Raw genomic sequence first — 19,270 nt, forward strand, 5'->3', positions numbered from 1 at the left:
GCCATGGCGCAGCTGTTTGCGATATTCGCCTCTGACCACCCCGACTCCCTGGCCTTGCGCCAGCGATTGCGCCCCAGTCATCAAGCGCACTTGCGGGCAACCCAGGCACATCGGGTGGTGGTGCGGTTTGGTGGGCCGACCCTCGATGACGGCGGTGTCAACATGAACGGCACGCTCTTGGTCATCGAAGCCGGCAGCCTGGCCGACGTGAAAGCATTCGTTCAGGACGACCCCTATGTCCAGGGCGGGTTGTTTGCCTCGCTGCAGATCCGCCCTTGGCATTGGAGCCTGGGCAACCCACAGCTTCAGGACCTGACATGAGCGGCATCACGTTGTGTCAGTTGGAAGACATCGCCGATGGCGGTGCCCTGGGGTTGCCCGGGCATCAGCACCTGCACCCCTCGGGCCTGGTGGCGGTGCGCCAGGGCCGGGAGGTGTGGGTGTACATCAATCGCTGCCCGCACTTTTCGGTGCCGCTCAACTATCACCCGCAACGGTTCTGCACCTATCAAGGCAACCTGTTGATGTGTGCTCACCACAGCGCGATGTTTCGTTTCAAGGATGGCGCCTGTATCGATGGGCCCTGCAAAGGGGCGCAATTGGTTCCCGTCGCGGTGCGTCGGGTGGGCGAGTGTGTCGTACTGGATGTCTGAGAGGGTTGTGCCAATGGCCAGAGGGGCCTGCTTCGATCAATAAAACCAACAATAATAAGGTGAATCCATGTGCAAGCTTTCGCGTTTTGTGTGGTTGCTGTTCCTGTCGATGGCATCACTGATCTGCCAGGCAGAAGGGGCGAAACGTCCCAATGTCTTGCTGATCGTTGCCGATGACCTGGGCTTTTCCGACACCCAACCCTTTGGCGGTGAAATCGCCACGCCGAACCTGCAGCAATTGGCGCAGGAAGGCGTCCGCCTGGGGGACTTCTATGCCGGGCCGACGTGTTCGTTGAGCCGCTCGATGTTGCTGTCCGGCATCGACAATCATCAGTCAGGGTTTGGCACGATGGCCGAATACCTGCAGCCGGAACAGAAGGGCAAGCCCGGATACGAAGGCATGCTGAACCGCAATGTGGTGACGGTGGCTGAGCTGCTCAAGGGCGCGGGTTACAACACCTTTATGAGTGGCAAGTGGCACTTGGGCGCCACCGAACAGAGCAACGCCGCCGCCCGTGGGTTCGAGCGCTCCTTTACCCTGATGCCCGGCGGCGCCAGCCACATGGACAAGAGCCAGATGTTCCCGGGGAACTACAAGGCCCGATACCAGGAAAATGGCAAGGACACGACGATTCCCGAGCCGTTCTATTCCAGCGATTTCTACACGGATAAGTTACTGGGCTATCTTGAGCGCGACCGTCAGGCAGACAAGCCGTTCTTCGCCTACCTGGCCTTTACCGCACCGCACTGGCCCCTGCAGGCGCCAGACGAATACCTGGCCAAGTACAAGGGAGACTACGCCCAGGGTTATGAAGCGCTACGCCAGCAGCGCCTGGCCAGGATGATCGAGATGGGGCTGGTGCCTGCGGGAACCACGGCCAACGATCCGCTCAAGGACAAGCTGCCTGCCTGGGAGGACCTGAGCGAGGTGCAACGCCAGGAGCAAACCCGGGCCATGCAGATTTATGCGGCCATGGTCGACAATATGGACCACAACATTGGCCGGGTACTTGAACACCTGCGCAAAAGTGGCGAGCTGGATAACACCTTTATTCTGTTCATGTCCGACAACGGCCCGGAGTCGGCGACCCCCGAGTCCCTGGGCACAACGGCCGACCGTGACGGGATCCGCGAGTGGGTGGACAAGACATTCGATAACAGCCCGCAAAATATGGGACGAAAAGGTTCCTACGTGACACTGGGGCCACGCTGGGCGCAGGTCAGTGCGACGCCATTCCCTTACTTCAAGGGCTTCACGGCCAACGGCGGGATCCATGTGCCGGCGATTGTGCGTTATCCAGCGCTCAGCGCCAAAGGCACGATCAATCGGCAGATCCTGCATGCCAAGGATTTCTTGCCGACCGTTCTTGAATTGGCGCAAGTGAGTTATCCCAAACAGTACCAGGGGGCTGCGCTTTTGCCGTTGCAGGGGCGCTCGATGCTGGCTGCGCTTGAGGGCCGCCAGCAGGCGCCACGGATATTGGGCTGGGAGTTCAATGGTCGACGCGCGTTGTACAGCGGCCAGTGGGTTGCCCAGCTCCAGGCGCCGCCGTATGGCAGCGGGCGCTGGGAGTTGTATGACATGCAGCAGGACGTGACGTTGGCCCATGACGTCGCGGCGGACAACCCGAAGAAGCTCGCCGAGCTGACCGCCGACTGGGACAAGTATGCCCGGGACAGTGGAGTGGTCCCGGCCCCGGTCCGTTATAAATACGGTCAGATGTTTTGCCTTTTCGACCGTTGTATTCAGTGACAACCCTTTAAACAGGCGCGCTTGCACGGCGCGTCTTTCTCTTTGCAGCGGCTGCGGCTCCGGTTGGCGAATGCCTGACCGGTGTTGACGGCTACCCAATAAAAACAAAAAAGAGAATCTGAAGATGTTGGGAACCGTGATCTCTAGACGTTCTTCGACGCTGTTGGCAGGTGCAAGCCTGATGGCACCGTCACTTTTACTGTGTGCCGATCTGGCACTCGGCAACCCTTTGGAGCAAGAGCGCCCGCTACGCCCGGGGTTACCGCGCTGGATGGAGGACTATCGTTTTCTCGACGATGCGCGCAAGCGGACCGATCCGTTCGATGCCTTGCGTTTTCATCGCCTGTCCGACTCGGCCTGGCTGCAAACCGGTGGCGAGGTGCGTTACCGGGCCGATACTGTCGACAGGCCGTTTTTTGGCCTGCGGGGCGGGCATGACGATTCCGCCTTGATGCAGCGGCTGCAAGCCCATGCCGACCTGCATTTGTTCGACGGTGGCCTGCGTATTTTCACGCAGGTGCAGAATACCCGGGCCTGGGGCAAGGACTCACCGTCACCGACCGATGCCAGCCGCAACGATATACAACAGGCCTTCATCGATGGTCGCTTCGAGCTGGGCGGTGCAATGCTGACGGCGCGGCTCGGGCGCCAGGAAATGGCCTACGGTGCCCAGGCATTTGTCACTTACCGGGAAACGCCGAATGTGCGGCAGGCCTTCGATGGTTTACGGTTGACCCTGGAATGGGCTCCGCGCACGCGGCTGGATGTTTTTGCCGTACGTCCGGTCAGGCTTGGCACCGACTCTTTCGACGATGGGTCGAACAATCAAGTCAAGTTCTACGGTCTCTACGGCACGTTACCGTTGTCGTCGCAATGGAACATCGACCTCTACGCCTTTGGGCTGGAAACCGAGCGCAGAACCTTGGCCGGGCTGACCGGCGCGGAGCAGCGTTACACCTTCGGCACAAGGCTATTTGGAAACAGCGGCGCGCTGGATTGGAGTTGGGACCTGGCCGGGCAGTCCGGCACGCTGGCCGGCGGGGATATACGTGCCTGGGCCTTCTCGACGGACAGTGGCTACACCTTTTCAGCGCCCTGGCGCCCGCGCCTGGGGTTGCGGGTTGACGCGGCCAGTGGCGATCGGCAGGCCGGCGACAAACAGGTCGAGACCTTCGACCCGTTGTTCCCGCGCAATGGGGTGTATGGCGAAGCGGCGTTGATCACCCTTTCCAACGCCATTATTGTCGGCCCGGTCCTGGCGTTTTCGCCGTGGCCTACGGTGCGCATCGAGCCTGGGGTGTTCAAGGCCTGGAAACAGCGTGCCGGGGATGCCGTGTATGTCCCGGGCATGGTGCCCATCGTGCCTTCCGGTCAGGGGGCGGGGCGCGAGATCGGGACGATTGCCAGGGCCAATCTGAGATGGCTGGCTTCAAGCAATCTGACGATCGACCTGGATTACAAATACTACGCGGTGGCAAAAATGGTGCGGGAGGCTGGAGGGGATGACAGTCAATTCTTGTCTGTTCGTGGCACCTTTCGTTTTTAGGCGGCCAAGGCCAAGGGGGCTCCCGGTTGACCCGGGAGCCCCGTCCAGGGTTATTGGCAGGCTGCCAAGGCCTTGATAACGCCGTTCCCATACTCGGGATCGGCCTTGGTGCAGTGCTCTATATGCAGGCGTTGGATAGGGGTGGAAACCCCCGCCAGGGAGCGCGCGGTGTTATCGAACAGCGCTTGTTTTTGCTCTGCGGACATTTTTCGGAACAGGGCGCCGGGCTGGGAGAAATAATCGGGATCGACCCGATGATTCCAGTGGCCGGCCGCGCCTTCCAGGGTCAGGGGCGGCTCTTGAAAATCGGGCTGCTCTTGCCATTCGCCACGGGTGTTCGGTTCGTAGGAGGTGGTGCCTCCGGCATTGGAATCAACCCGCATCAGTCCATCGCGGTGATAGCTGTTGACCCGGGTGGCGCCTCGGGGGGCATTCACCGGGATTTGCTGGAAGTTGACGCTCAAGCGGTAGCGCTGGGTGTCGCCATAGGAAAACAGACGGCCCTGGAGCATTTTATCCGGTGAAAAACTGATGCCCGGGACGACATTCGCCGGGGAGAAAGCGGCTTGTTCGACGTCGGCAAAATGGTTCTCGGGGTTGCGGTTCAACTCCATGACGCCGACTTCGATCAGTGGGTAGTCGGCTTTTGGCCAGACCTTGGTCAGGTCGAAAGGGTTGATGTGGTAGGTGCCCGCTTCCTGTTCCGGCATGATTTGCACAAACAGCTTCCAGCGCGGGAAGTCCTGGTTCTCGATGGCTTCATACAGGTCGCGCTGGTGGGATTCGCGGTCGCGTCCTATTAGTTCCTGGGCCTGGGCATCGGTGAGGTTTTCGATGCCTTGCTGGGTCCGCAGGTGGAACTTGACCCAGTAGCGCTCATTGTTGGCATTGATAAAGCTGAAGGCGTGACTGCCAAAACCATGCATATGCCGCCAGGTGCGCGGCAGGCCACGGTCACTCATGATGATCGTGACTTGATGCAGGGTTTCGGGCAGTTGGGTCCAGAAGTCCCATTGGTTCTCGGCGCTGCGCATACCGGTGCGCGGGTCGCGTTTGACCGCGTGGTTCAGGTCGGGAAACTTGAGCGGGTCGCGCAGGAAAAACACCGGGGTATTGTTGCCCACCAGGTCCCAGTTGCCTTCTTCGGTATAGAACTTCATGGCAAAGCCGCGGATGTCGCGCTCGGCATCGGCGGCACCGCGCTCACCGGCCACCGTCGAGAAACGGGTGAACATTTCGGTCTTCTTGCCGATCTCGGAGAAGATCTTGGCCCGTGTGTAGCGGGTAATGTCGTGGGTCACCGTAAACGTCCCGAACGCGCCCGAGCCTTTGGCATGCATGCGCCGCTCGGGAATGACTTCCCGGTCGAAGTGGGCCATTTTCTCCAGCAGCCAGATATCTTGAAGCAGGGCAGGGCCGCGCGGGCCGGCAGTTTGAATATTTTGGTTGTCGACGACTGGAGCGCCAAACGCAGTGGTTAACTTTTTCATATCTATTCCTCATCGATTTGGGTGGAGCAGGGGACAGAACAGAAAATAAAACAGGGAGGGCAGAACTCAGTGCAAACCATCCTGCCGGGTACTTGGGTGATTAATGTTGCCCTTCAGGGGCTCGCAGGTAGATCACCCAATAAGTCAGGCCAACCAATAAGCCTCCGCCAATGATGTTGCCTAGCGTGACGGGGATAAGGTTGTCGAAAATAAAGTTATTGATAGTTAAATGAGCAAACTGCTCAGGGGCTGCGCCCACCGCGTTCCAGAACTCGGCAGTAGCAAAGTGCTTGATTACAATGCCCATGGGAATCATGAACATATTGGCAATACAGTGCTCGAAACCACTGGCGACAAACATGGCCACCGGCAGGATGATCGCAAGCATTTTATCCGTCAGGCTGCGGCCGGAATAACTCATCCAGACGGCCATGCACACCATCAAGTTGGCCAGGATGCCAAGACTCACGGCCTCAATAAACGAGTGCTGCAACTTGTGGCTGGTGGTTTGCAATACATTCAACCCCCATAAGCCATTGGCGGTCATGTATTGGCCAGAGAACCAAATCAACGCGACGAAAAACAAGGCTCCAATCAAGTTGCCGACATAGACATTCAGCCAGTTCCTGGCCAATTGCCCCCAGGTTATGCGGCCGCTGGCCTTGGCTATCACATTCAGGATGTTAGACGTGAACAAGTCCGCGCCACAGACGACCACGAGCATCAGCCCCATGGAGAAGCAGATGCCGCCGACCAGTTTCACCAGCCCCCAGGAGCTGCCAGCGAGGCCGGTGGTTGCCGTGATATAGAACACAAAACCGATGGAAATGAATACACCGGCAATGATGGCCAGATAGAAAGTTTTCAGCGGTTGCTTGGTGGCTTTATACACGCCCGCATCTTCAGCGAATTGTGCCATTGCGGCAGGCAGAAGCAGGGCGAAGGGACTGTCTTTTTTCATGTGGACTGTCACTCTTGGGTATTAGGTTTGCACGCGCGGATTTATCGGTTTCTCCGTTGAGATTGATGAGCGCCGCGAGGTAGGTTACAGGGCGCCATTATTTGGCGCCCTGCACACGGGTCAGCGTAAAACTTCGATACCCGCGCCGAAGTTGATATGGAAGGCTTGTCCGTCAATTACCAATGCCGGCACAGACTTCACACCAAAACGCTCGGCCTCTGCAACGCGGCCTTTGGCATCTCCCAAGTGAACCACTTCGACTTGATAACGTTGTGGATCCAGCGCCGTAACGAACTGCTGTTCTGCGCTGACGCACACCGAGCAACCTGCATGATAAAAAATAGCTTTAGATAACATGATGTCTCTCCAACGGTGGTTTGATTTCAGACAACCTGAACCAGGCATGTCATTTAGTATTGATCCGAAACCATAATTTCGCGCGGTAGCGCTCTCTTGTCAACATGATTTCGATTCGACACTAAAAATATCGTCCCCGCGTGGTAACGACTGACTGACACAAGATTGACCTCGATCAGGTGACTGCCCCGGCCCGGCCTCTACCCTTGCGCTTCCATAAAAGGCCAAGGATGGCTCAAGGAGCCTGCGGCCATGCCTTCTCAAGGAAGAGTCAATCATGCGGTCATTGAAGATCATGTTGTTGTCGTCGGCGTTCAACGGGTTGACCCAGCGGGCCTGGCTGGACTTGCGCCAGTTGGGGCATGAACCCAGTGTGGTGCTGTTCACCGATCAAGCCACGGTGTGCCGGCAGATCGAGGCATCGGCGGCCGACCTGGTGATTTGCCCGTTTCTCAAGGACCGTGTGCCGCAGCAGCTCTGGAGCAACCCGGATCGCCCGGTGGTGATCATTCACCCAGGGATTGTCGGCGACCGTGGCGCCAGCGCGCTGGACTGGGCCATCACCCAGCAGGTCAAGCGCTGGGGTGTCACGGCTTTGCAGGCAGTGGAGGAAATGGACGCCGGCCCGATCTGGTCGACCTGCGAATTCGATATGCCCGCCGATATGCGCAAGTCCGAGTTGTACAACGGCCCGGTGAGTGACGCTGCGATCTCTTGCATTCGTGATGTCGTAGAAAAATTCGCCAGGGGCTTCGTGCCGACGCCTCTCGATGACACGCAACCTGACGTGATCGGGCGTTTGCAGCCCAACATGAAGCAGGCTGACCGCACTTTCAGTTGGTACGATTGCGCACGGTTTATCAAACGCACTCTCGACGCCGCCGACGGCCAGCCCGGAGTATTGGCCAGCCTCGCCGGCGGGCAGTATTACCTGTATGACGCGCACCTGGATGCGCGTCGCGGTACGCCGGGGGACATCCTCGCGGTACAGGATGATGCGGTGTTGGTTGCGGCCGGCGATCACAGCCTGTGGATCGGCGCACTCAAGCGCAAAGCCCTGCCAGGGGAACAAACCTTCAAGCTACCGGCCCGTCATGTGCTGGCCGGGCAACTGGCGGATGTACCGGTGCTGGACGGTTCGATCGCCGACCCAGGGTTCGATGAGCGGGTGTACCAACCGATTCGTTATCGAGAGTCCGCTCATGTTGGCGAACTGACCTTCGAGTTCTACAACGGCGCCATGAGCACCGAACAGTGCCAGCGGCTGGTCGCGGCGCTGCGCTGGGCCAAGGCCCGGGACACCCAGGTGCTGCTGGTCAGGGGCGGGCGCGGGAGTTTTTCCAATGGTGTGCACCTCAACGTGATCCAGGCGGCCGAGGTACCGGGGTTGGAAGCCTGGGCCAATATCCAGGCCATCGACGATGTTTGCCGGGAGTTGCTGACGGCCCGGCAACTGGTGGTCAGTGGCCTGACGGGCAGCGCCGGCGCCGGCGGCGTGATGCTGGCGCTGGCGGCCGATATCGTGTTCGCCCGGGCGGGTGTGGTACTCAACCCGCATTACAAGACCATGGGCTTGTATGGCTCCGAATACTGGACCTACAGCCTGCCCCGCGCAGTCGGCAGTGAAGTGGCGCATAGGCTGATTGAAGAATGCCTGCCGATCAGCGTTGTCCAGGCCCACCACTGGGGGATGATCCAGGGCATCGGCCCACGCTGCCCACACGCATTCGGTTCATGGTTGCTGCAACAGGCCGGCAACGCGCTGACCGATGCGCAGTACGCGGGGCATCGTGCGCGTAAAGCCAGCCAGGACCTCGCACAGCTCGAACGCTGCCGCGCAAACGAGCTGGCACAGATGCAGTTGGACATGGTGCACAACCGCCAACAGTTCGCCGAGAAGTGCCGCAACTTCGTGTTCAAGCGCCCAACCTGCCAGACCCCTGCGCGGTTGATTGCGCCGTGGGCATTGGTGCTCAAGCCCACGCTGGTTGATTGAGAGGCAGACCCTCTGCCGGGTTGAGCCCAGGGTGAGCCTTTTGAGTGAATGCGCTTGCACCTGCTCTTTTGCGGCCCTTATGGAATTTCCTTTCTTCAGGGGCAGTCCATAATGGCAATGCAAAGAGACTGAAAGGGTGACTTGATGCGGCGAATTTATACACGCGTCATCTGCCAGGCCATACTGGCCATGGTGATGGCTATCAGCCTGCCCGCGTGGGCCGATGCGCCTGCAACAACGGTGCCTGTCGAAGTTGTCGACAGTTTGCCGGTGTTGCCCGATGACGCTGATCTCAAACAGCTCAGCCAGCAGCTTGAGCTGATTCGCCAGAGTGTGCCCATCAGTACCAGTGACGAGAAGCTGGCGGAGTTTCGACAGGGCGCACTCCAGGTGCAACAACAGGCCGAGGCGTTGCTCACGGTGCGCGCCACCGATATGGAGCGCCTGGATGATCAACTCAAGGTGGTGGGCGCGGCCCAGCCCGGGGAAGCGCAGAGCCTCACCGCCCAGCGGGATGCCCTGACCCGGAAAAAAAACAGCCTGCTTGCCGATGAGAGCCAGGCCAAACAACTGAGCCAACTGAGCCGTGACCTCGCTGCGCAGATCGTCAACCTGCGGCGCAACCTGTTCAATTCCCAGGTCACTTCACGCACCGATAGCCCCTTCAGCCCCTCGTTCTGGTCGAGCCTGATCCGCCCCACCACTGAAGACCTGCAGCGCCTGGACAACCTGAAGGCCGAGGGGCTCGTCGCCCTCAAGAGTGCGGTCAGCCCCGAGCGCCGCTGGGCGTTCTTCGGCACGCTGCTGGTGGCGGTGCTGATCTGGAGTTTCGGCCGGCGACTGCTTGAGCAACTGCTTACCTGGGCGATGATCCGCTGGCTGCCGGAGGGGCGCCTGCGGCGCAGCACCCTGGCGGTGGCGGTGGGGTTAGCGTCGATCCTGACGATCATGGGGGCCGTCTCATTGATGCGCTGGGCGGTGGAAAGCAATGCGCTCTTGAGCGAAAACCTGGCGCGGCTTTCTGATCACCTGGTCACCCTGGCCATGTTCTGCGCGTTTATTGCCGGCCTGGGACGGGCCTTGCTGATGTTGCCGCGACCTTCCTGGCGGTTGCCGACCATTGCCGATGAAATCGCCAGTGCCCTGGGGCCTTTCCCGGCGATTCTGGCGGTAGCGCTGATGCTGGTGGCCACCGAGGAACGCATCAACAGCGTCACGGGCGCCAGCCTGGCATTGACCGTGGCGCTCAATGGCCTGACGGCCCTGATCACGGCGCTGATCTTCATCGCTGCGTTGCTGCGTGTGCGCCATGTGCGCAACAAGCTCGGGCTGGAGCGCCCGGGCGGGCTCGCCGGTATGTTGCCCTTTGTGGCCTCGATATGGGTGGCGGTGATTGTCCTCGCGCTGTTCACGGGGTATCTGTCCCTGGCCTACTTCCTGACCGTCAAGCTGCTGTGGATCAGTGTCGTGGCGGCGACGGCCTATCTGCTCATGGCCTTTTTCGGCGACGTCTGCGAAACCCTGCTCTCGCCCAAGCAGCCCAGCGGCCTGGCACTGGCCAAGGCCCTGGGGCTGTCGCCACGGCACCAGGCCCAGGCTTGCACGGTACTGGCGGGCGTTGGTCGTACCTTGCTGCTGCTCACTGCGGTGATGGCGGCTTTCCTTCCGGCGGGCTCCAGCCCCAGCGAGCTGCTCCAGGGCTTCAGCCAACTGGGAGAGTCCAGCAAGACCCTGGGCAACCTGCAAATCATTCCCCAGGACATCCTCGTTGCGCTGCTGATGTTTGTCGTCGGCCTGTTCGCTGTGCGCACCTTGAAGCGCTGGCTGAGCGAGCGGCTGCTGCCGGAAACCAACATGGACGCCGGCATGCGCGCGTCCCTGGTGACCCTGGTGGGCTACCTCGGCTTTGTGCTGCTGAGCCTGTTGGTGATGTCCACCCTGCGGATCAACCTGACCAGTCTGACCTGGGTGGTCAGTGCCTTATCGGTGGGGATCGGTTTCGGCTTGCAGGCCATTGTGCAGAACTTTATCTCCGGGCTGATCCTGCTCACCGAACGGCCGGTGAAGGTCGGCGATTGGGTGAGCCTGGGCGGCGTCGAGGGGGATATCCGCCGGATCAATGTCCGGGCGACCGAGATCCAGATGGCCGACCGCTCGACAGTGATCGTGCCGAACTCGCAGTTCATCTCGCAGAATGTGCGCAACGTCACCATGGGCAACGCGCTCGGTGTGGTGGGCATCACCCTCACATTGCCGCTGGACACCGATGTCTTGAAAGTGCGCGAACTGCTCATGCAGGCCTTTACCGAGCATGAGGCGATTCTCGACAGCCCCGCACCTTCGGTCACGTTCAAGGACCTGGCCAGGGACGGCCTGATCATTGGAGTCAGCGGCTACGTCAACAGCCCGCGCTCGGTGTCCGATGCCCGCAGCGACTTGCTGTTCATCCTGCTTGCGCGCCTTCAGGAAATGGGGATTACCTTGTCTTCACCCCAGAGCCTGGTCTTGGTGACGGGAGAGGGCAGTGCCGTGAGTGGCGATGTTCCTGTAAGGCAATGAAGGGGTCGTGGTGTGTGAACATAAAAAAACCGATGCCAGTGCTGATTGCTGTTGTGTTCTGTTGTTCTTTGATGGCTTGCAAGAGTAAAGACGTGCCTGAAACGTATAGCTGGACGGGAACGGTATCCGCACCGCAGGAATATCCGATGGAGGTGTATCGCGGCGCGATAATCGCTGAGGGCTTTACCTACGGTTTTGATGCGATCTGGGGGACGCAGAATACCGGTTGGGGCAGCCAGGGCGGAACCATGACCACGGCGGTCGAGAAAAAGGCCGTGCCCTATCAACTGGAATTTACGTGGTACTCGCTGGTGGAGCGAACGTTTTATACCGGCAAATGGGACTTGGACAAACACACGATAAAACGCCTGCTGGATGAGGGTTTTATCGATCAAGACACCCATAAAAAAGACACCTATCGCACGTTTATCGTGGGGTTGGCGCCACAGGGCCGGGTGGTGCTCTGGCTGAGTGGGGCGGGAAACCAGAAGGAGGTGGGGGCTTTTCAGGCGCAGGTGGCAACCCTGACCAAGGAAAGTGCCTACAGCAATGCCCAATACATGTTTAAAGACGGCTATGCAGACCGCATGCTCAATGACCCAGCCTATAAGACCTTCAGCCCGCAAACCCGGCAGAAAATCCAAACGCAGGGCTATCCTGCACCAGGCATCTATGGTGCCTACCGGGAAAAATACAACTGGAGACCTGTGGTGGTCCTGCAGGAGGGCGAATGGCTGGACTTTGGATGGCGCGCCTACAACGGTGAGCAGGAAAACATATTCGGAAAGGACCTCCTGGACAATCCTTATGAACAAAGGGCCATCCCAACGTTTTGTGGCTTCTATTGGCGCAATGGAAACAGCCGCTATGGCGTCTGGATTGATGCTTTCGATGAAAAAGAAATCTTTGAGGTTTTCCAGAAACTGGGCAAGCAAAAAGATATAGACCTGCTGGTGAAAGTTGATGCGCAAAACACCCGGGTTTCCCTGGCGTTAAGGTCGGGAACGCAAGAGTTCCCCATCGGCAAAGCAACAGTCAGGCTGTCTCGTAAAATCGAGTAGGCTCGCCCCTGCTTAAGGGCGAGCCACACTTCAGTGCTCAGCCAACTAGCAGGGCTGGGCCGCGAGGCTGTTGCTGACATTGCGTCCCAGCACCAACACTGTCACAAAACCCAAGCCCACCAGCACTGTGGCGAGGCTCAGCAGCACCGAGCTGCCCAGTTGGTCGACGATCCGCCCACCGAAGAACGAACCCAGGGCAATGATTACCTGGAACAACGCCACGAACAGCGGCATGCCGCGTTCGACATCCTTGGGCGCCACGACAAACATCCAGATACTGGCGCAGGCCGGGAAGGCACCGAAGGCGAAGCCCCAGAGCGCGATCAGCATCGCCGCGCCGGTCATGCCGGTGGCGAAGTGGGGGAACAGGGCGGTGCTGGTGCCGATCATCAGCGCCACCAGCAACAGGGTGTGACGTACGCTGCGGTTGGCAGCAAAACCGGCAAAAATATTGCCCATCACCCCGGCCACGCCAAACAGCAGCAGCAGCGAACCAATCGTTGGGCCGTCGAAGCCGGCACTGTGCTTGAAGAAGGGCGCGACGTAGGTGTACGCAGCAAAGTGCGCCAGGCCGATCAGCAACACTGCAATCAAGCCGACCCGCGCTTGTGGGTTGATAAACAGGGCTGGCAGGTCTCTGACGCGAATAGCCTTCTCCGGGTTGAGTCGCGGCAGGAGGAAGATCTGCGCCAGGAGCACCGGCACCCCCATCAGCGCGGTGATCAGGAAGGTCATGCGCCAGCCCATCAGGCCGCTCAGCCAGGTGCCGACGGGTACGCCCAGCACGGTGGCCAGGGTCACGCCGACCATGATGATCGAGGTAGCCTGGGCCACGCCCACGCCCTTGGGCGCCAGCCGGCCGCTGAGGGCGATGGCCGTCGCCCAGAAACCGCCGATACTGATGCCCAGCAGCACGCGGCCGAACAGCAGCAGGCCGAAGTCACTGGCCAATGCCACGACCGAGTTGGCGATGATCATGATCAGCGTCAGGCCGATCAACAGATAGCGACGGTCCATGGTGCCAATGCCGACCGACAACAACGGCGCGGCGAGGGCGGCCATGATGCCGGGCAGGGTCACCATCAGCCCGGCGTGGCCGGCACTGATGCCCAGGTCGCTGGCCACATCGTTAAGGACACCCACCGGCAGAAACTCACTGGTCACCAGGGCAAAGGCCCCCACGGCGACCGAGAGAATCGCCAGCCACTGCTGTTTGACACTCTGTTGATTATGTTCGGGAAGGCTACGAGGGGCCTGGCTGGCGCTTGGCATGGGTGGAGATCCGGGGGGAATGCAGCCTGAAGCCAGGCCGGGGGGAGAATGTGGAGGCGATTATAGGAATCGGTGCAGGCAATTAAACAGGCCGGGCGGTTTGATAGTCATCATCACTGCAATCAATGCAACTCACGGTTTTGACATGGCCAGCACCCTGTTCAACTCGCCAGCGACAGCGATCAACTGTCGCTCCAGTGCTTCTACCTCCGAGTGACTGATGCCATGGCTGATGACTTGCAGGGTTTTGGCGCGCTTTTTCGGCGCAGGCGCCAGACTGTGTATGTCCTGTGAAATCAGCGCCTGACGCAATAACTGATTAATCACGGTTTGATAGCCCATACCGGCGCTTTGCGCACGCTCACGGGCAGCGATGATGACGGCGTCGTCCAGCATAATAGTGATGCGTGTCTTCCCCTTGTTGCTGGCGATTGCGCCACGCTTGCCTTTGCTGAAGTCGTATTGGTCTTTCATGGTTCAAGCCTCCAGATACTGGCGCCGTTCATTTTTGGATGCGAGCCTGGCACTGATAACACGCACGAAGTTTGGGTCGCGGTAGGTGTAGGCCACCACCAAAACGCGTCCCTTCGCGTCTATGCCCATGCTCACCCAGCGCTCTTCATCGTGATCGTGATCCTGTATTGTCAGGGCGGTCTCGTCGTAAAACACCGGTTCTGCATCAGCTAGGCTTATGCCTTTATGCTTCTGCTGGTTTGCGATGTTTTTTGCCTCGTCATATTGAATCCTGAATCTTCTCATTATGCATATTTTATATGTATAAAAAAGCGGTTGAAGGAACCGTTAATCAGGAGAGGGTGGGTTGTGGTTGCGCGATTGACCTACGTAACCTGCGTCTTACCTTTTGCAGAATTTCTAAGGGATGTAGACACACCCAATCTTGCTCGATCAGTTGAGGCTCGATCTTGCCGATCTTGCCAATGTGCATCCGCCCGTAAAGCGTGATCCGATACGTAGCCGGCTTCTGTTTCGGTTGCCGGATGAGATGAAGTAGAGATGTTTTGGCCTCTTTCGCAGGGCCTCTTTCTATCCAAGCCTGCTTTCATCTACAGCCCAAGCACACCCATGGCCACCAATGCCGCCCCGGCACCATCGACTATGTCGCCCATGGCATCTCCGGCCTGGTTGACCCTGGTGGTGCCCGGCGTGCTTTGACCGTCAGGCACAAATAAGCGGGTTGAACAGCGGCTCCAGGGCCAGCCGGGCACGGCTGTCTCGGACCGCCGCCTGGACCGCCTCGTCACCGAACACCAGCCCCTGCAGGTACGTGAAATGCGGGTCGAGCAACCCCAGGGTCCCCAGGACCTGGCGCAGGTAGGGCGTCAGGAAGTCCGGTTGGCGTGCCGACTCGCCCTGATGAAAACCACCGGAACCGACCAGGACATACACCGGGCGGTTGCTCAGCAGGCCGGTCTTGCCCTCGGGCCCTGAACTGAACGTGCGGTGAATGCGCAGGACATAGTCGACCCACAGCTTGAGCGCAGCGGGCAGGGTGAAGTTGTGCATCGGCGTGGCAATAAGCAGGAGATCGCAGCGCTCCAGCTCGCGGATCAGCATTTCGGAAACCTCGAAGGCCGGCGCGTCGAACGGCGTGGTCGTCGCCAGGCCCCGGGCGTAGTCCAGGCCGAGCGGTGGCAGCGGGTGGGTGCCCAGGTCGCGTTCGACCAGTTCGAGCCTCGGGTGCCGCTGCCCAAGGGTGTCCACCAGTTCCAATGCCAGCTGGTTGGCATGGGAAACCTGGCCATTGGGGCTGGCGTTGATCAATAGAACATTCTTCATGCCGGATTCTCTGTCTGAAGGCGTTGGGTGAAGTGCATGCCGTGGGCCAGTAGCCCCTGGCGAAAATAAAAGCGTTGGGCCAACGGCATATGCAGCCCGGTGTCCAGCACCAAATGCGCGCAACCGCGCTGTACGGCTTCTTCGCGAACCGCGTCCAGCAGCCGTGCGCCCAGGCCGCTGCGCTGCAGGTCTGGGTGTACCACCAGGTCATCGACATAGAGGAAGCGCCCGTAGAGCAGGTTTTCCAGCCCACGGTAACCGGCCAGGCCGACCACTTGCCCGGCGTCCCACGCCGCCAGTAACCGGTAGCCTTGCCCTGTCTGGCGCAGCAGTTGCGCCACATAGTGGGCCGGGTGGGTGACATGGGGCCGCAGCACGCGCATCAGGTCGAAACTGGCCGCGAAGGCCTGCTGGTCTTCGAGATGCCCCAGTGTATAAGTCATGTCTGTCGTCCGCTGTGAAGAGGCAGCAGACCTTAAAGCGCGGATGACTTAAGCTACAGGGCCGAAAAGTGCATAAATAACTAGGCCATGATTCCTCCCTTCACGCTGGACCGTAGCCAGAGCGCGCCGGTCTACCGCCAGCTTTACCAGCGATTTCGCGAATCCATTGCCGATGGCCGCCTGCGCCCGGGGGATCGCGTGCCTGCCGTTCGCGCATTGGCGGCGCAACTGAACCTGGCGCGTGGCACGGTGGAAGCGGCTTATCAGTTGCTGATGGGGGAGGGCTACCTGATTGCGCGTGGCGCCGCCGGGACGATGGTCACGCCGCAATTGGCTGCGGTTTCCTCGCCCATACGCCAGGCGCCTGTCCTGGCGACGCAGGATCAGTCCACCCATTGCGGGGCGCTGCCCCTGGCCCTGCAAATGGGGTTGCCGGCACTGGATGCCTTTCCCCGCAAGCTCTGGACCCGGCTGGCGGGCCGGCAGTTGCGCCAGGCCGGGCTTGAGGGGCTTGTCTACCCGGACCCGCGTGGCCATGCACCGTTGCGCGCGGCCATTGCCACCTACCTGGGCATTTCCCGGGGGATTACCTGCCACCCGGAACAAGTGTTCGTGTGTGCGGGCTATCGTGCGTGCCTGGACCTGATCCGCCACACGCTGATGCATCATGGCGATAGGTGCTGGCTGGAAGAGCCCGGCTATTTCATGGCGCGCAATGCGCTACTGCAAGCCGGTGCACAACTGGTGCCGGTTCCGGTGGATGAGCAGGGGCTCGATGTCGCGCAAGGCATTGCCCGCTGCGCGGATGCGCGTTTTGCGGTGGTCACGCCGAGCCACCAGAGCCCGCTGGGCGTGTCGTTGTCACTGCCGCGCCGACTGGCCCTGCTGGACTGGGCCAACCGCCAAGGCAGTTGGATCATCGAGGATGACTACGACAGCGAATACCGCTATCAGGGCCGGCCCTTACCGGCACTCAAGAGCCTCGACCAGCAGGGCCGGGTGCTCTACACCGGCACCTTCAGCAAGGTGTTGTTTCCCGGCCTGCGCCTGGCCTATCTGGTGGTGCCGGCGGCGCAGAGCGACGCTTTCGCCCGTCAGGCGGACCGCCTGCATAACCACTGCCCGCAACTCCTCCAGGCGACCGTCAGCGCCTTCCTCTACGAGGGGCACTTTGCACGGCACTTGAAAAAAATGCGCAATCTCTACGCGCGCCGCCGCCAATGGCTGGTCGATGCACTGCTGCAACAGTTCGGCGAACGCCTGTCGATCAACCCCCAGGCGGGAGGCATGCACCTGATTGCAGGCCTGCGTGAAGGTGATGATGTTGACCTCGCCCAGCGTGCCCGGGCCATTGGCATCGCCGTCGAGCCGCTGTCACCGTGGTACCTGGAGGCCAAGCCCAGGCACGGCCTGGTGCTGGGCTTTACCAACATCGTCAGCGCCGAGCAGGCCGCGACGGTGGCGCTTCAATTGGCTCGCGTCATCACCCAGGCGCCGTAGAAGGTCCTGTTTGACAGACGCTCTGACGCGCCGGCCGATTTGACCGCAAGAAGCGGAGTGCGCGCGCATGGCGAAGCCCCTTAGTGTGAGACTCCAAGCGTAGAGGCGTCCGCCATGGCTGGCCCGGCCTCAGCCAAGCGATTCTGGAGTCTTTACTTCGTTAATGGACGGCACCGAAGGTCACCATGAAATTATCCGATTATGTTCGACTTCTTATTCTGGCGGCGATCTGGGGCGCCAGTTTTCTCTTTATGCGCCTATCGGCTCCCGTTCTGGGTGCCTTGCCGACTGCCTTTTTCCGCGTCTTGTTGGGCGCCATTGGCTTGGCGGTCATTCTTGCCCTGCTCAAAACCAACGTCGATTTCAAAGGCAAGCTGCAGCCGATCATGGTGTTGGGGGTTATCAATTCGGGCATCCCATTTTTGATGTATAGCGTGGCGGCACTGCTGTTGCCTGCCGGCTATTCGGCCATTTTCAATGCGACCACACCGATGATGGGGGTATTGCTCGGTTGGATGTGTTTCAGCGAGGCGTTGACCCTGAAAAAGGCGGCTGGGGTGCTGATCGGTCTGATGGGCATTGCGATCCTGACCAGCACCGGCCCCGTCGCACTTTCAATGAGTGTGGTCATGGGGGCGTTGGCGTGTTTAGTCGCCACCAGCTGCTACGGCGCAGCAGGATTCCTGACTAAACGATGGGTTGCTGACAAGGGTGGGCTGGACGCAAAACTTGTCGCATTTGGCAGTCAGGTGGGGGCGACGCTGTTCCTCGTGCCTTTTTTCGGCGTCTCTGCCGCAATCAACCCACCGCCGACCTGGGGCAACCCGGAGGTTTGGGGCGCACTGCTTGCTCTGGGTTTTATCTGCACCGCGTGTGCGTACATTCTGTATTTTCGCTTGATCGCGGATATCGGGCCGGTGCGTTCGCTGACCGTGACCTTCCTTATCCCGCCTTTCGGCGTGCTGTGGGGAGTGCTGTTGCTGGGGGAGCGTCTTTCGCTCGCCCATTTGTACGGCGGCGGGCTTATTTGTTTAGCGGTGTGGTGCGTTCTCAGCAACAACCGGCAAAAAGTAACAGGTTCACCTGCCTCGGATTGATCCAGTCACCGAGCGTGTTAGCGTAGCCATTTTATTGCCCAGGGATACGAGCAACATGACCACCCGTTACGCAAAAATCATCCTGACCCTGATGCTGGCGGCCTTCGCCGCGCTTGTGGCGTTCAACAACCTCACCGATTACGCCTCCAACTTTGCCTTTGTCCAGCATGTGTTGAGCATGGACACCACATTCCCGGGTAACGCCGCCATGTACCGGGCAATCACCGCACCGTGGCTGTGGCATGGCGCCTATGGGCTGATCATCGCCGGCGAAGCCCTGACGGGCGTATTGCTGGCCTGGGGGGCGCTGGCCATGTGGCGGGCCAGGCAGGCCAGTGGCCGGCAGTTCAACGCGGCCAAGCAGGTGGCCATTATCGGCTTTACCGCTGGCCTGCTGGTGTGGTTTTTCGGCTTTATGGTGATTGGCGGGGAGTGGTTCCTGATGTGGCAATCCCATCAGTGGAATGGCCAGGACGCGGCATTCAAGTTCTATATGGCGCTGCTTGGGGTGCTGATTTTTCTCAACCAGGCGGATGTGGATCGCGACTGACGCGCCTCACACAGTCAGCCAACGAATTTGACAAACACGTGTTCAGGATCGTGTTCGTCAAGGTTCTCGATGCTCCCGCTGGGGATAAACCCGGCCTTTGCGATCAAGGCCCGGGAGGCGGTGTTGGAGGCATTGGTCGACACAAACAGCTTGGGCGTCTTGCACGCCGCCTCGGCCGCCGCCAGCAGCGTGCACGTCCTCGGGGACGGCCTGGCGGATGAGCAGGCCTTTGGTT

18 protein-coding genes and 1 pseudogene are annotated in these 19,270 nt (G+C 60.0%); 10 read left to right on the forward strand and 9 right to left on the reverse strand.

From position 1 onward, the window contains the following. The first annotated feature begins 3 nt into the window (after positions 1-3). The 4 genes from AC07W7_RS00760 to AC07W7_RS00775 all read left to right on the forward strand — a co-directional run bounded on the left by AC07W7_RS00760 (position 4) and on the right by AC07W7_RS00775 (position 3,952). On the forward strand, positions 4-321 hold the full coding sequence (locus AC07W7_RS00760; RefSeq protein WP_495038413.1) for a YciI family protein: 318 nt from the start codon (positions 4-6) through the stop codon (positions 319-321). Next, positions 318-653: a Rieske (2Fe-2S) protein gene (locus AC07W7_RS00765; protein ID WP_495038414.1), complete on the forward strand. Its 336-nt coding sequence runs from the start codon at positions 318-320 to the stop codon at positions 651-653. The genes AC07W7_RS00760 and AC07W7_RS00765 overlap by 4 nt, the downstream gene beginning before the upstream one ends. 109 nt (positions 654-762) lie before the next feature. After that, complete coding sequence (locus tag AC07W7_RS00770) at positions 763-2,406, forward strand: arylsulfatase (protein ID WP_495038610.1); 1,644 nt, start codon at positions 763-765, stop codon at positions 2,404-2,406. A 181-nt stretch (positions 2,407-2,587) separates the two neighbouring features. Beyond that, positions 2,588-3,952 (forward strand): alginate export family protein, encoded by a 1,365-nt coding sequence (locus AC07W7_RS00775; protein WP_495038415.1) that lies wholly within the window; start codon positions 2,588-2,590, stop codon positions 3,950-3,952. 50 nt (positions 3,953-4,002) lie between these two features. Here AC07W7_RS00775 and AC07W7_RS00780 read toward each other — a convergent pair whose 3' ends face one another. From AC07W7_RS00780 to AC07W7_RS00790, 3 genes are all read right to left on the reverse strand, one after another. After that, a complete protein-coding gene (locus tag AC07W7_RS00780; RefSeq protein ID WP_495038416.1) occupies positions 4,003-5,442 on the reverse strand; it encodes a catalase in 1,440 nt (479 codons plus the stop codon). Positions 5,443-5,542: 100 nt separating this feature from the next. After that, a complete protein-coding gene (gene focA, locus AC07W7_RS00785) occupies positions 5,543-6,403 on the reverse strand; it encodes a formate transporter FocA (RefSeq protein ID WP_076965194.1) in 861 nt (286 codons plus the stop codon). Between the two features lie 120 nt (positions 6,404-6,523). Beyond that, positions 6,524-6,760: a thioredoxin family protein gene (locus AC07W7_RS00790; protein WP_099169977.1), complete on the reverse strand. Its 237-nt coding sequence runs from the start codon at positions 6,758-6,760 to the stop codon at positions 6,524-6,526. A 277-nt stretch (positions 6,761-7,037) separates the two neighbouring features. On the opposite strand from AC07W7_RS00790, the gene AC07W7_RS00795 reads away from it, so the two are divergent. The 3 genes from AC07W7_RS00795 (at position 7,038) to AC07W7_RS00805 (ending at position 12,376) form a co-directional block, all read left to right on the forward strand. Next, positions 7,038-8,756 carry a hydrogenase maturation protein gene (locus tag AC07W7_RS00795; protein ID WP_495038417.1) on the forward strand — a complete coding sequence of 573 codons (1,719 nt, stop codon included), beginning with the start codon at positions 7,038-7,040 and terminating at the stop codon, positions 8,754-8,756. A gap of 144 nt (positions 8,757-8,900) precedes the next feature. Further along, on the forward strand, positions 8,901-11,315 hold the full coding sequence (locus AC07W7_RS00800; protein WP_197883389.1) for a DUF3772 domain-containing protein: 2,415 nt from the start codon (positions 8,901-8,903) through the stop codon (positions 11,313-11,315). 14 nt (positions 11,316-11,329) lie between these two features. Further along, a complete protein-coding gene (locus AC07W7_RS00805; RefSeq protein WP_495038418.1) occupies positions 11,330-12,376 on the forward strand; it encodes a DUF2931 family protein in 1,047 nt (348 codons plus the stop codon). A 45-nt stretch (positions 12,377-12,421) separates the two neighbouring features. Here AC07W7_RS00805 and AC07W7_RS00810 read toward each other — a convergent pair whose 3' ends face one another. From AC07W7_RS00810 to AC07W7_RS00830, 5 genes are all read right to left on the reverse strand, one after another. Further along, positions 12,422-13,648: an MFS transporter gene (locus AC07W7_RS00810; protein ID WP_099169981.1), complete on the reverse strand. Its 1,227-nt coding sequence runs from the start codon at positions 13,646-13,648 to the stop codon at positions 12,422-12,424. Positions 13,649-13,780: 132 nt separating this feature from the next. After that, positions 13,781-14,122, reverse strand: coding sequence for a BrnA antitoxin family protein (locus tag AC07W7_RS00815; RefSeq protein ID WP_076963741.1), 342 nt, complete (start codon positions 14,120-14,122; stop codon positions 13,781-13,783). Positions 14,123-14,125: 3 nt separating this feature from the next. Continuing rightward, a complete protein-coding gene (locus AC07W7_RS00820) occupies positions 14,126-14,407 on the reverse strand; it encodes a BrnT family toxin (protein WP_076963740.1) in 282 nt (93 codons plus the stop codon). A 417-nt stretch (positions 14,408-14,824) separates the two neighbouring features. Beyond that, the gene (locus AC07W7_RS00825) at positions 14,825-15,445 is read right to left on the reverse strand and encodes an FMN-dependent NADH-azoreductase (protein ID WP_169901209.1); all 621 of its coding nucleotides are present in this window, start codon (positions 15,443-15,445) and stop codon (positions 14,825-14,827) included. Then, complete coding sequence (locus tag AC07W7_RS00830) at positions 15,442-15,888, reverse strand: GNAT family N-acetyltransferase (protein ID WP_099169984.1); 447 nt, start codon at positions 15,886-15,888, stop codon at positions 15,442-15,444. Before AC07W7_RS00830 ends, AC07W7_RS00825 begins: the two co-directional genes overlap by 4 nt. Before the next feature lie 87 nt (positions 15,889-15,975). On the opposite strand from AC07W7_RS00830, the gene pdxR reads away from it, so the two are divergent. From pdxR to AC07W7_RS00845, 3 genes are all read left to right on the forward strand, one after another. Then, positions 15,976-17,388, forward strand: a complete 1,413-nt coding sequence (gene pdxR / locus AC07W7_RS00835; RefSeq protein WP_076963737.1) for a MocR-like pyridoxine biosynthesis transcription factor PdxR — start codon at positions 15,976-15,978, stop codon at positions 17,386-17,388. Positions 17,389-17,573: 185 nt separating this feature from the next. Next, the gene (locus tag AC07W7_RS00840; protein ID WP_495038419.1) at positions 17,574-18,485 is read left to right on the forward strand and encodes a DMT family transporter; all 912 of its coding nucleotides are present in this window, start codon (positions 17,574-17,576) and stop codon (positions 18,483-18,485) included. A gap of 55 nt (positions 18,486-18,540) precedes the next feature. After that, on the forward strand, positions 18,541-19,035 hold the full coding sequence (locus AC07W7_RS00845) for a DUF2165 family protein (protein ID WP_099169987.1): 495 nt from the start codon (positions 18,541-18,543) through the stop codon (positions 19,033-19,035). 14 nt (positions 19,036-19,049) lie between these two features. Here the strand turns inward: AC07W7_RS00845 and AC07W7_RS00850 are convergent. After that, positions 19,050-19,223, reverse strand: a pseudogene (locus tag AC07W7_RS00850) (N-acetyltransferase); the annotation flags it as partial. Between the last annotated feature and the right edge of the window lie 47 nt (positions 19,224-19,270).

It is taken from the genome of Pseudomonas sp. GW821-FHT01D09, assembly GCF_059422465.1.